General features: G+C 55.2%; 9 protein-coding genes and 1 tRNA gene. 2 read left to right on the top strand and 8 right to left on the bottom strand.

Annotated features, from left to right (window positions below; all coding sequences use genetic code 11):
- Window positions 1-289 precede the first annotated feature (289 nt).
- From ASC94_RS32415 to ASC94_RS32405, 4 genes are all read right to left on the bottom strand, one after another.
- Entirely contained in the window at window positions 290-1,627 is a 1,338-nt protein-coding gene (locus ASC94_RS32415) for a hypothetical protein (RefSeq protein ID WP_157201354.1), read from the bottom strand.
- A gap of 44 nt (window positions 1,628-1,671) precedes the next feature.
- The gene (locus ASC94_RS32410) at window positions 1,672-2,811 is read right to left on the bottom strand and encodes a hypothetical protein (RefSeq protein WP_157201353.1); all 1,140 of its coding nucleotides are present in this window, start codon (window positions 2,809-2,811) and stop codon (window positions 1,672-1,674) included.
- Window positions 2,808-3,992, bottom strand: a complete 1,185-nt coding sequence (locus ASC94_RS31650) for a hypothetical protein (protein ID WP_200955617.1) — start codon at window positions 3,990-3,992, stop codon at window positions 2,808-2,810. Before ASC94_RS31650 ends, ASC94_RS32410 begins: the two co-directional genes overlap by 4 nt.
- Window positions 3,993-4,112: 120 nt before the next feature.
- Window positions 4,113-4,997 carry a hypothetical protein gene (locus ASC94_RS32405; protein WP_157201352.1) on the bottom strand — a complete coding sequence of 295 codons (885 nt, stop codon included), beginning with the start codon at window positions 4,995-4,997 and terminating at the stop codon, window positions 4,113-4,115.
- 898 nt (window positions 4,998-5,895) lie between these two features.
- On the opposite strand from ASC94_RS32405, the gene ASC94_RS08805 reads away from it, so the two are divergent.
- Complete coding sequence (locus ASC94_RS08805; RefSeq protein WP_082616444.1) at window positions 5,896-6,096, top strand: AlpA family transcriptional regulator; 201 nt, start codon at window positions 5,896-5,898, stop codon at window positions 6,094-6,096.
- A 94-nt stretch (window positions 6,097-6,190) separates the two neighbouring features.
- Here ASC94_RS08805 and ASC94_RS08800 read toward each other — a convergent pair whose 3' ends face one another.
- The 4 genes from ASC94_RS08800 to pepN all read right to left on the bottom strand — a co-directional run bounded on the left by ASC94_RS08800 (window position 6,191) and on the right by pepN (window position 11,448).
- Complete coding sequence (locus ASC94_RS08800; protein WP_056393417.1) at window positions 6,191-7,408, bottom strand: integrase arm-type DNA-binding domain-containing protein; 1,218 nt, start codon at window positions 7,406-7,408, stop codon at window positions 6,191-6,193.
- Between the two features lie 178 nt (window positions 7,409-7,586).
- A tRNA-Thr gene (locus ASC94_RS08795) sits at window positions 7,587-7,662 on the bottom strand.
- A gap of 111 nt (window positions 7,663-7,773) precedes the next feature.
- Complete coding sequence (locus ASC94_RS08790; RefSeq protein ID WP_056393415.1) at window positions 7,774-8,775, bottom strand: class 1 fructose-bisphosphatase; 1,002 nt, start codon at window positions 8,773-8,775, stop codon at window positions 7,774-7,776.
- Between the two features lie 27 nt (window positions 8,776-8,802).
- The gene (pepN, locus tag ASC94_RS08785; RefSeq protein ID WP_056393414.1) at window positions 8,803-11,448 is read right to left on the bottom strand and encodes an aminopeptidase N; all 2,646 of its coding nucleotides are present in this window, start codon (window positions 11,446-11,448) and stop codon (window positions 8,803-8,805) included.
- Window positions 11,449-11,658: 210 nt separating this feature from the next.
- On the opposite strand from pepN, the gene ASC94_RS08780 reads away from it, so the two are divergent.
- The gene (locus ASC94_RS08780; RefSeq protein ID WP_056393411.1) at window positions 11,659-12,303 is read left to right on the top strand and encodes a DUF4136 domain-containing protein; all 645 of its coding nucleotides are present in this window, start codon (window positions 11,659-11,661) and stop codon (window positions 12,301-12,303) included.
- The last annotated feature ends 85 nt before the right edge of the window (window positions 12,304-12,388 follow it).

Genomic DNA, 12,388 nt, shown 5'->3' with positions numbered 1-12,388 from the left:
TCGATTCGCCCCTTTAGGCAGTCGTGGTCTACGTTGGACGTCGCTCCACAATTCCTCGTTCAGGGGCCTGTGAGTTGGAATCCGTGGATCTTGCGGGTGAACCGAGGAAAAATCAAGAATCATGAACTACCTGGCTGGCGAGGGGCCTGCTCGACGACGTCACCAGAACTGGACCAGACAGCTGTCTACTGACCGGATCGTTACCGGAGTTTTTTTTGGTGTGCATCGTCAGTTGGGGGAAGAAGACAGACAAAGTCCACCCCGCCAATGTCGCAGGGCACTGTGCAGTCTATTTTTTTTTGCCTCGGCTAGATGCTTCCTTAGTTTGAGGAATGTCAATAATTGCAAGCATTGCTCGACGTCCTCCTTTTTCGTTCTCTTCTAGCAACTTCCTTATCAAGTTGGTCGCTCTTGCGTCTGAGCCAATCCATCCCACCCTTGCCAGCTGAATGAATTCGCTATTATTGAGGTAGCGGGGGCAATTTTGATGACCTATCGTCAGCGTTTGACCATCCTCTTTCGCGGCTGGAAGTGAAAGAAATTCACGCAAATGTGGTTCGCTTAAAGTAATGCCCGGGATAAGACTATCATCTCTAGCGTCAATGTTTAACTGCTCGCAGAATTTAAAATAGAATGGTGCATTGTTTAATCGATAGCTCCACAGATTAGTATCTTGAACTGGTTCATTATTAACCGTCTCGTGGAAATTCCTCATGGATTCAAGTTGGGCATGGATGTTTGAAGTAGGCGAAGCAGTGTAAGCCCATCCCTTGACTCGTTTTTGCATTTTCTTGTATTGCAGCAATAGAAAATTATTGTAACACGTGCTATATATTAATAGATCTATGCCCAATACCGATTCCAGAGGGGTCTGATCTGTAATGTGCACCCTGACGCTACGGCCCGCCTCGGAGAAGTGGGCGGATTTTACACTCTCTGTTCCTAGCAGTTTCTTTATAATTGGGGCATCATGCTCCAATAGCGACCGTTCTGCAATCGGAAGATTGTCCAGTAGATCAAATATCGAATTGGCTTTTGGTATTTTATCCGGGTTAAGGCTTTTTAGAATGGCTGCCCGGTCTATCTGCGCAATATCCAAGCTCAATCCTAGCCCGTCGCGCTGCTCATTTAGTCTGTCAATCTTGTCTGAATTTCCGGCTAAGTAAGGTCGCATATTACGACGTGCGACCATTTCAGTAATCCGCTCCTGCATCTCTGGCCTAAGGCGGCAAAGAGTGTCAACAAATTCTGACCATTGAATTGGCTCTGACCTCAGCAGAGTTTCAGGAGTGCAGGGCTTTAGCTCAAAATGCAGGTTACTCAGTTCAAAATGAGTTACTGGAGCAGGGAAAGGAAGAATTTCTGACATGCGCATTTTTATCTTCCCAGCTCCCCCGCTTCCGTGCATCTTTTCCATTAAAGCGAGTGCATTTATCGAAAATGGGTTCTTGTTTAAAACCAAGGCTACAAGCTCTCTTCTTTCAAAACTAACATCCAAAGCAGAAAACGATTCGGAAATTTGTTTCCCAGATTGCACACGCTCAGCTAGCCATTCAGTACGTGCTGGCTCAAATGTTAAAATAAAACCAGAATAAGGTTTGTCGGAATTTTTTTTCTTTATGGCCATCGGCTTGCAGTCTGGAAGGGTTGTATTTTTTTGTGACGCAACCGCTATGCCTTGATTAAGGTGGTTGCTTGCTTACTAAGATGTTGGTCGTAGAAATGGGCAATGCAACCCAATGTGAATTCAATCAATGCCTGCCAATCTGCGTCGCTACATTGTGTCATCTCTTCAGGCCAAAATTGGTGGGCAACCTGATTGCGTAAAGCGTAATATTTCTCTGCCACGTCCCGGGCGAGTGTCACTATTTCTGCATTGGTAGCTGGCGGCGTTACGAGCGTGATGTTGTCGAACGGCGTGCAACTCCCGACTAAAGTGCGAAAAGCACCGTAATTTACATTTGCATACTCACGGAACAATCTTTCTATCGAGTCGCGTTCTACGCGTTTCCAACCGAGCTCCTTATAACATTGGCGCGCAAAATCGAGTACATTAACACTAAGCGTTGCGCCTGTCGCCCGAAGTTGGTTGATTAAAGAATTAGCTCGAGGTAGTACGAACACAAACTCGAGTGTCCGATAAATTTCTAGGAACGCGTGCCGTAAAACAGTCGTAGACATTGCCTCGAATAGATTACTTTCGATAAGATGATCTTTCTCTTGAAGGAAAATCTCACGAATAATTTCAAGCGAATTTTCGGAGAGACGATTACTTTCCTTCAGGTTTTTATCGAAGGTGCATAAATAGTTAGCTACATATCGACCTGAAGTTTTCGGCTTGAAGATTGACTTATCTCCCAAACGAAATACAGAAACGCTATCAAGGACTTCCTTAATAACATCAAGCTCAACCCCATCCACTTCGCCGGCAGGGCCGCCAATATGTTCTTCAACCCATAGAGGATCCAGTTCCATCGGCCGAAGCCTTAGGGTTTCTGCTAAGTAAAGATAGACTGATCCAGGTATGTCAATAAGTTCGATCGTCCCCTCACTTTCACTATCGAGTTGCACCCTGTCCTGTGCAGATATCTCGAAAGCCAGTGCAATACAGTATGCGTCATCGTGAATAAAATCGCATACCCAGACTCCACTCGAGGAATGCCATGACTCACCTACCAGCAAGTTCTTTAGCGCCGCCGTTTCCCCCGCCAAATCATTTGGCGCGCTCAACCGACCTGAAACTGCCTGTCCCGAAACATCCCGGAATTTTGCAAGCAATGAAGTTGAGAGATCCTTTAGGTTTTTGGTCATTTATATGCGGACCAACAAGGGGTCAGGCTCTCAAGATTGGATGCATGTTCGAACATATGCTCGAACGCACGGAAGAATAGCTCGCGCTCATACTCACCGATCCGACCGGACCTTGCGGAAACTTTTTGATTCAAAGTTAAGTAATCAATAAAATCAGCCTTATCAGGCGCGTCCGTAATTTTTTTTGTGATGATTTCGATGCTCGAACGTAATGTGCCAAGTTTCGCTTCAAGATTCTCGAAATCAAAAGGATAGCCTGGCATACCCAATAAGAACTGCGCAGCTGCGGCAGAAAAAGCGATACTCGCAGGAGCGCTCGTAAAAATGTCCTTGCCTTCGCTAAATCGAGTTCCGGCATCGACATATTCTGGCTGCATTGCGGTTGTCGCGAAGGCCTGATCTAACTTGACGAGCAACTTCATCGTCTCAATGAACGCAGGAACTGCTTTTTCGTTCGCGGTCGCCTCCGTTGCTTCCATGCGAGCAAAATCTTCGGCGACTTTCTCTTTCACCTCGATATGGGGCTTTCGAGAAGTAAAAGCAAGGAATAGCTCAACAATTCGAGTTGATCGATATTGGCCCGCACCACTTCTTCGCTCTTTTTCATCGATGTTAAATACATCAATATCAGAAACTTCGCTCTCAATTGTTTTAAGCACTTGCTTATAGATAGTTTCAAGCTGTCGCTTTATATCCCATGGCACTTGGCCAGTATTAAGAACGAGCATGCGGTAAACCATGCTATCGATTGATTTTGCTAACCAGAGGTCAACACGGATACTTTTGCACAGTTTGTTGCCCTCACCAACTTCTGCGACTGCTGTTTCCAACGCGGTTGTTCTTTGCATGCCATCGATAACCGACAACGTCGATCTATCAATTTTCCGAATGAGCCTTTCAAAGTCGGAATTGGATCTGCAATTTTGAGCCTCTTCAAAAATACTTGGAGGAACAACGGCACCAATAACAACAGGTGGGAGAATCGCTCCTCGCTTAAGATCATCGATCATGCGCTTTCTGATATTGATGCCGGTCTTCGTTTTTAACGGGGCGCGTTGCCCCGGGATTCCTCCGTTGTCTTTGTAAACCTCATTGACCAATGCAAGGTATTCTTCTACGTTGAGTTGGCCGAGCCCTGATAGACAACCGACGCGAGCATCTTCCAAAAATATAGGGTTCACGAATTTTTTCCTTGAATTGTTTTTTAATCGAATTAATTTACAAATAGACTTAGCAAGTTAATCTATTAACTATTGAGAAGCATTACGAAACTTTCAGGCCAATTTCAACCCAATCTTCGTTCACAATTTTCTCGGTGAATAATATTGAATTTCACCAAGTTTTTGCTCAATGTGAAGTATGAAGCTATTCACGGTTTCCAATACTTCTTTTACATATTCCGTCGTAATGGCGGTGAGTTCTATTCCATCTTTTGTACGTCCATCGCGGTGAATACAATCATGCCGCCATTGAATTGCTTGGAACAGGTTTTCCTTAATCTCTTTGCCCGGCCAGATGTCAATTTGCAATGCAATCTTGTACAGTTTTCCGACTTTTGCGAGATTGTGATACAGAACGCTTTGAAGATGAGTTCGCACATGATCTTGCAAAAAATTTTGATTCTTGGCAAATTCGAGTAAAGTTACTCGCGTCTCAATAAGTTCCTTGTCTAAAGAAAGGAGCCGCATAAACGAATTTTTATCTCCAATCACATTTCTGATTAAGGTGTCGCCAAGATAAGCTTCTAATGCACCAATTAATTGACAAAATACCATGCGGGAAATTACAGGCGTGCTATTCCGTAAAATTCCACTACCCCCATCACCATATTCAGCCAAGATGTCACCTAGGTGGTAATAAGAATTCAGAAATACCTTATATGGCTGGGCGACTTCACCAATTTCGGTCCATGTTGCGCCGTCCCACTCATCGGGCTCTTCAAGAATTCCCGCATCAATACGCATTGAGTACTCGCCCTCGTCCAAGCCCTGCACTAGCCTTAGCAATTCTGGAGGGGAGTCCTCATTAAACTGAAGTACAAAGTAGAACGGGTGATCGTCGTCAAAGATAATCTCTGGTGATAGCGTTTCGAAAATGTCCAGCGTGATCCCGAGCTCTTCTGCAATGCGATTGTCTCGCGCGGCCTCTCTCATCTCATCCAGTTGTTGACTACTCATCGCTTGCAATTCCTTTTCCTTAAGAGGTCTTCTGCAGGAACTCTCTTTTACGCTACCGATCCATTGGCCGATCACTGCTTCCGGACTTTCCTGTGAGCCAGGATATCATCTTGCTAATTTGAAAAATTCACAAATTGTCACGCTACGGATGCCAGTAGGAAGCCGTCGTTGTCGCTAGCGTAAGGCTTAACGCAGGATAAACAGTGTACATCGTGCTCTAGGGGATAAAGGGTACACGATTGACACCTGCTTGGGGAGTGGGTGACTTACCGATCAGGGAGACTCGATCGCCTTAGTGAAATTTGAGATCATTTGCGCGGTCGGTGGAGACGGTGTGATGGGCGCCGAACGCTGTGTAGCCGTGAGCTCTTCATAGTCGAAGAGGGAAACGCGCCTGCCTGCTGCACCGTTGTGATATGTCTCCACCACTTTGATCCGTAAGCTACAGCGCTCCAGGAGCGTTATACCTGCCTTCCTCTAACCCGCTCCTCTGGTGGGCGATCGAAGCCCCAAAAGCTCAAGGACACCTAGCTACAGCTCGCGTACATTCGCCGAATTCCAGCAGGGCGAGAGCCGCCTTCGGAAATACGGTGCAAGCCGTTTGACACAAGCTGCCGCGCTGCCTACATTACAGAGGCAGCAGCTAGCCCTGCAGAAGTAGGCGAGCCTTCAAGCGTCACCCATATTGAACCTTCAGATTGTGTGGACATCGAGCGAAATTGCACTGGCCAACCGCGATGGACCGCTCTACAGCAGATTTTTTAAGTAGATTGGCTCTGGTCGCCCTTGCAGCCCTTGGCCCTTGGCGCGAACACAGAGCTTTCCTCATCGAAACGCCACGGACTACGTACGCAGTCGGCACGCGTTCCCGTCCCCCATTAATGCACATGAAATGAAGGAGCACGTTATGACCACGACCAGAAAATTCCTGCGCCTGCCTGCGGTGATCGAAGCCACCGGATGGTCTCGCGCCACTGTCTGGCGGAAAGTGAAGGCAGGGATTTTGCCAGCGCCAATTCCTATCGGGCCGAAGTCAGTGGCCTGGGATGCGGCTGAAATCGCGCAGTGGCAGCAGCGCTGTATTGACGCCAGCCGCAGCATCACCTGATCGTTTCTGAAAGCGTCCCTGCGTCTTATCCTCGCAAGGAAGCCAAACGGAGCCGGTCAGCAACGCTGGCCGGCTCCGTTCCCCTTATCGGCTGCTATCGTCCGCCGCCACGGAGCGGCACCACCTCGGCACCAACCCGCAGCTTATCCAGATAGTCCGCCCACCGCTGCATCATTTCGCGTCTGGCGGGCAGATGCGACGTGCGATTGTACGCACGGCCTAAGGGATCGCGCACCGTATGGGCAAGCTGGTGCTCGATCAGATCGGGGCGCTCGCCAAGCACTTCATCGAGGATGGTTCTCGCCATGGCGCGGAAGCCATGCCCGGTCATGGTCTCTTTGCCGTAACCCATATAGCGCAAGGCCGCGTTGATGGTGTTCTCACTCATGCAGGCCTTGCTGCGTAGGCTCGGGAAGACATACTGGCCGTCGCCTGTGATCGGTTGAAGTTCGCGCAGGATGTCCACTGCCTGGGTGCTGAGCGGAACAAGGTGCTCGACCTTCATTTTCATTTTGGCCGCAGGTATCCGCCACTCTGCCGCGTCTAGATCGATTTCCGCCCACTCTGCGGCCCTCAACTCACCGGGACGCACAAACATCAAGGGCGCCAGTTTGAGCGCCGCCACGGCCGCAGGAAAGCCGTGGTAGTCGTAAATGGCACGCATCAGCGCCCCCACCTGCTTCGGCTCCGTGATCGCGGCGAAATTGCCCTTCACGGTCGGTGCGAGCGCACCACGCAAGTCGGCGGTGATATCGCGCTCCACCAAGTCGAGCGCCACGGCGAACCGGAAAATCTGGCCGCAGACTTGTTTGACCCGATGTGCGGACTCGACGGCGCCTCGCGCTTCCATTTTCTGCACGGCGGCCAGCACGTCACGCGGCTTGATATTGGCAATGGGCTTTTTCCCGATCACGGGGAAGACGTTTTTTTCGAGCCAGCCCTTGACCTTGCCTTGCGTGCTCGTTGAACGGGTGGGCGCGATTTTCAAGAGCCATTGGTTGGCTACCGCCTCAAAGGTTTGTGCGGCGGCGGCGGTTCGCGTGTTGCGGTCGTCCCGCTTGGCTTGGCTAGGGTCGATGCCCTCGGCGAGCAACCTGCGGGCGTCATCGCGCCGCTTGCGTGCGGTAGCCAGCGATACCTCCGGATAAACGCCAAGCGCCAGCGTCTTGCGTTTGCCAAGGAAACGGTAGTTCATCCGCCAGTACTTCCCTGTCTCCTTCACGAGAAGGTACATACCGGCCCCATCCGTGTGCTTTTCGCCCGAGAGCCTGCCCGGTTTTACCGTCCGGACGAACGTATCAGTCAGTGCCATGTTCGCCTCCGTTGGCGGTATCTCGTTTTTCGTCACGAGCCAGATACCGCCACCAGTACCGCCATTTCTACGCGCTTTTATGCTACGCCACCAGACTACAGGAGACAACAAAAAACCCGCGCTCCCTATGAGAGAGGCGGGTTTTTGATACTTCTTGGTGCTGCTTAATACTAACTACTGGTGCCGCTGACCGGAATCGAACTGGTGACCTTCGCATTACGAATGCGCTGCTCTACCGACTGAGCTACAGCGGCGAAACCTTGCCTAGCGCCTGTAGCGGTGCGTACCGGCTACGGCGAAAGAGGCTCGCATTCTAACAATAAACCGTCCAGATGCGCTAGTGCTTTTTCGTTTTTACCGATAAATCACTCGGCATGGTAGCCGGTCACCACCGCCACTTCGTCACGCGAGCCCAGGAACACCGGCACGCGCTGGTGCAGCTTGTGCGGGGCGATGTCCATGATGCGCTGCTTGCCGTCGGTGGCGGCGCCGCCTGCCTGCTCCACGATGAAGGCCATCGGGTTCGCTTCGTACATCAGACGCAGCTTGCCCGGCATCGAGGTGTCGCGCGTGTCGGCCGGGTACATGAAGATGCCGCCGCGGTTCAGGATGCGGTGCACGTCGGCCACCATGGAGGCGATCCAGCGCATGTTGAAGTTCTTGGCGCGCGGGCCGGTTTCGCCGGCCAGCAGTTCGTCCACGTAGCGCTTGACCGGCGCGTGCCAGTGGCGCGCGTTGGACATGTTGATGGCGAATTCCTTGGTGGTGGGCGGGATCTGCATGCCGCGCTGGGTCAGCACCCAGGAACCCATCTCGCGGTCCAGGGTGAAGCAGTTCACGCCGTGGCCGGTGGTGAGCACCAGCTGCGTTTGCGGGCCGTAGACGGCGTAGCCGGCCGCCACCTGCTGCGCGCCCGGCTGCAGGAAGTCCTGCTCGGACGGGGTGACCATGCCTTCGGGCGCCTTCAGCACGGAGAAGATGGTGCCGATGGAGACGTTCACGTCGATGTTGGAGGAGCCGTCCAGCGGGTCGAACACCAGCAGGTATTCGCCCATCGGGTAGCGGTTGGGGATCGGGTGGATGGTTTCCATTTCTTCCGACGCCATGGCCGCCAGGTGGCCGCCCCATTCGTTCGCTTCCAGCAGGATCTCGTTGGAGATCACGTCCAGCTTTTTCTGCACTTCGCCCTGCACGTTTTCGGTTTCCAGCGCGCCCAGCACGTCGCCCAGGGCGCCCTTGCCCACGCTGTGCGAGATGGTTTTGCAGGAGCGCGCCACCACTTCGATCAGCAGGCGCAGTTCGGCCGGGATGGTGTTGTGGAGGCGCTGTTCTTCGACCAGGTACTGGGTCAGGCTGATGCGTTTCATTGGTTCCCTTTTGGTTTGCAAATTAAATTAGTTGGCCAGCGCTTTGCTGACGACTTCCATCACGTCGTTCGACAGCGGCGCAGCGCGCGCCACCGTTTCCAGCGCGCGGCGCATCTGTTCCTGCAGCTCGGGCGCGTAACGGCGCCAGCGGTCCATGCTGCGCGCCAGGCGCGCGGCCACTTGCGGGTTCAGCGCGTCCAGCGCGATCACGTGCTCGGCCCAGAATTCGTAGGCGCTGCCGTCCCTGGCGTGGAACTGCGACGGGTTGGCGTTGCAGAAGCTGAAGATCAGGCTGCGCGCGCGGTTCGGGTTCTTCAGGGTGAAGGCCGGGTGCTGCATCAGCTTGCGCACGGCCGCCACGTCGGTGTTCGGGGCGGCTGCCTGCATGGCGAACCATTTGTCCACCACCAGCGCTTCGTTGGAGAAGTCGTCGTAGAAGCTTTGCAGGTAGCTGCGTGCGTCTTCGCCGCTGTGGATCAGGGCGACCAGCGCGGCGGCGCGGTCGGTCATGTTGGTGGCTTGCTCGAACTGCTGCTGCGCGAGCTTCAGTTCGGCCGTGCCGGGGTCGATCAGCAGGTAGGCCAGGGCCAGGTTTTTCAGTCCGCGCTTGCCGGCCGACTGCGCGTCCGGGCTGTAGGGGCCTGGCGTCTGGTTGGCCTGGTACTGCGCCAGCAGTTCTGGCGCGAGCTCGCGCGCGATGGTGCGGCGCATGAACTGGCGCGCGGCGTGGATGGCGTGCGGGTCCACCACGTCCATCTGCTCGGCGATGATGGTTTCGGACGGCAGCACCAGCGCCAGCTCGCGGAAGGCCGCGTCCAGCGACTCGTCCACCAGGATGGCGCGCTGCGCTTCGATGAAGGTGTCGTCAAGTTCCAGTGCGGCGCCGGACGCCACTGCCGCCGTGAGCTTGAGCAGGCGCTCCATGCCCAGGCGCTGGCCCGCTTCCCAGCGGTTCACGGCGTCGCTGTCGTAGCGGAACAGGTGCAGCAGCTCGGCGTCCGTGTACGGGTATTCCAGCACCACCGGCGCGGAGAAGTCGCGCAGGATGGACGGCACGGGCTCTTCGCGCACGCCGGTGAAGCGGAAGGTCTGCTCGGCTTCCTTCAGTTCCAGCACGGCGGTGGTGGAGCCTACCACGGTGCCGTCCAGCGCCAGCGCCATGTCCTTGCCTTCGGCGTCCAGCAGGCCCACGGCCACCGGGATGTGGAAGGGCAGCTTGTCGGTCTGGCCGGGCGTGTCCGGGCAGCGCTGGCTCAGGGTGATCTCGTAGGTCTGCGCGGCCGCGTCGTAGCGCGTGACGGCGCTGACGATGGGCGTGCCGGCCTGGCTGTACCAGCGTTCGAACTGCGCCAGGTCGCGGCCGTTGGCGTCGGCCATGGCGGCGCGGAAGTCGTCGCACTGCACGGCCTGGCCGTCATGGCGCTCGAAGTACAGGTCCATGCCCTTGCGGAAGCCTTCGCGGCCCAGCAGGGTCTGGTACATGCGCACCACTTCGGCGCCCTTTTCGTACACGGTGACGGTGTAGAAGTTGTTGATCTCGACGAAGGAGTCCGGGCGCACCGGGTGCGCCATCGGGCCGGCGTCTTCCGGGAACTGGGCCTGGCGCAAGGTGCGCACCTGGTCGATGCGGGTGACGGCGCGGCCGCTGGCCGTGCCTATCATGTCGGCGCTGAACTCCTGGTCGCGGAACACGGTCAGGCCTTCCTTGAGCGACAGCTGGAACCAGTCGCGGCAGGTCACGCGGTTGCCGGTCCAGTTGTGGAAGTACTCGTGGCCCACCACGGCTTCGATGCCGGCGTAGTCGATGTCGGTGGCCACGCGCGAATTGGCCAGCACGAACTTGGTGTTGAAGATGTTCAGGCCCTTGTTTTCCATCGCGCCCATGTTGAAGTCGCCCACGGCGACAATCATGAAGCGGTCCAGGTCCAGCTCCAGGCCGAAGCGCTCCTCGTCCCAGCGGATGGAGTTCTTCAGCGACTGCATGGCGTAGTCGGTCTTGTCCAGGTTGCCCTCTTCCACCCACACCTGCAGCAGCACTTCGCGGCCGGATTTCAGGGTGTAGGTCTCTTCCTGGCACACCAGGCGCGCGGCCACCAGCGCGAACAGGTAGGACGGCTTCTTGAACGGGTCTTCCCACTTGGCGTAGTGGCGGCCGTCGTCCAGGTCGCCCTGTTCCAGCAGGTTGCCGTTCGAGAGCAGCACCGGGTAGCGCTCCTTGTCCGCGCGCAGCATCACCGTGTACTTGGCCATCACGTCCGGACGGTCCGGGAAGTAGGTGATGCGGCGGAAGCCCTCGGCCTCGCACTGGGTGTAGAAGCTGCCGTTCGATACGTACAGGCCGGACAGCGTGGTGTTCAGCTCGGGCGCGCACAGGGTTTCGATTTCCAGCGTCACCTCGGCCGGCGCTTTCGGAATGGTCAGCGAGTTGGTGCCCAGCAGGTACTGGCCCGGCTGCAGGGTCTTGCCGTTCATGCGCAGCGCCACCAGATCGATTTCCTCGCCGTGCAGCACGATATCCTTGCTCTTGCTGGCCGGGTTGCGGCTCAGCGTGACGCGGCTGGCGACGATGGTGCGGGCCGGGTCGAGGTCGAAGCCCAGTTCCACGGTGTGCACCAGGTAGCTGGGAGGGGTATAGTCTTTACGGAAGATCGTCTGTGGGCTGTCGGTGCGCATGGGGAATTCGATCGGACTAGGGGAAAAAGCTATTTTACCAACACCGGGCTGGAGGACGCGCGCTTTCGGGCCGATTCGGCCGATTCTTTTCCGGGACTTGTTTCCCCTGTTCCGGGCGCCGTAACATTCTGTAATAGTTAAGCGCAACTTTCGCTGCCGCCGTACACTATATAAGTGACAGTGTTTTTATTATTGCAGGAGAGTAATGCCATGAAATCTTTAGCCATTCTGGTGGCGGCGGCCAGTTTGCTGCTGAGCGGTTGCGCCACTACGATCCGCAGCGATGTCACGACCTTCCAGGCATGGCCGGGCGACCTGACCGACAAGTCCTATGTGTTCGACCAGCCGCGCAGCCCGGACGATACACTGGAGCTGCGCACCTACCAGGCCATGGTGGGCCAGGAGCTGAGCAAGCTGGGCTTCACCCAGGCTGCCGACGGCAACAGCGCCAAGCTGAAAGTTGGGGTGTTCGTCAGCACCATCGACCGCCCCACCCGCGTGCTGGAAGCCTACGATCCGTTCTGGACCGGCCCCTACTTCGGCCGCGGTTATTACGGCCGGGGTTTCTACCGTCCATACTGGGGCTACTCGCGCTGGGCCGGCTACAGCCCGTTCTACGACCCGTTCTTCTACGGCCCCATGGAACTGCGCGAAACCATCCGCCACAACTACGAGCGCCAGCTGCGCGTGGCCATCAACACGGTCACCGGGCAGAAGCTGTATGACGTAACGGTGCAGAACACCAGCCGCAAGCAGTCCACGCCGCAGATCATGCCGGCGCTGGTGCAGAGCGCGTTCACCGGTTTCCCGGCCCAGAACGGCCAGGTGCGGCAAGTGGAACTGGAGCTGAAGTAAGCCCTTCCGGGCATTTGTATCAGGCCGCTACAATTCTCCGCTTGCCGCCTGAACCCACCTTGTTAGAATAAATACAGCATGCGCG

The sequence above is a fragment of the Massilia sp. Root418 genome, from assembly GCF_001425265.1.
Taxonomy (GTDB): Bacteria; Pseudomonadota; Gammaproteobacteria; order Burkholderiales; family Burkholderiaceae_D; genus Rugamonas.
This window is presented reverse-complemented; position numbering and strand designations above follow the sequence as displayed.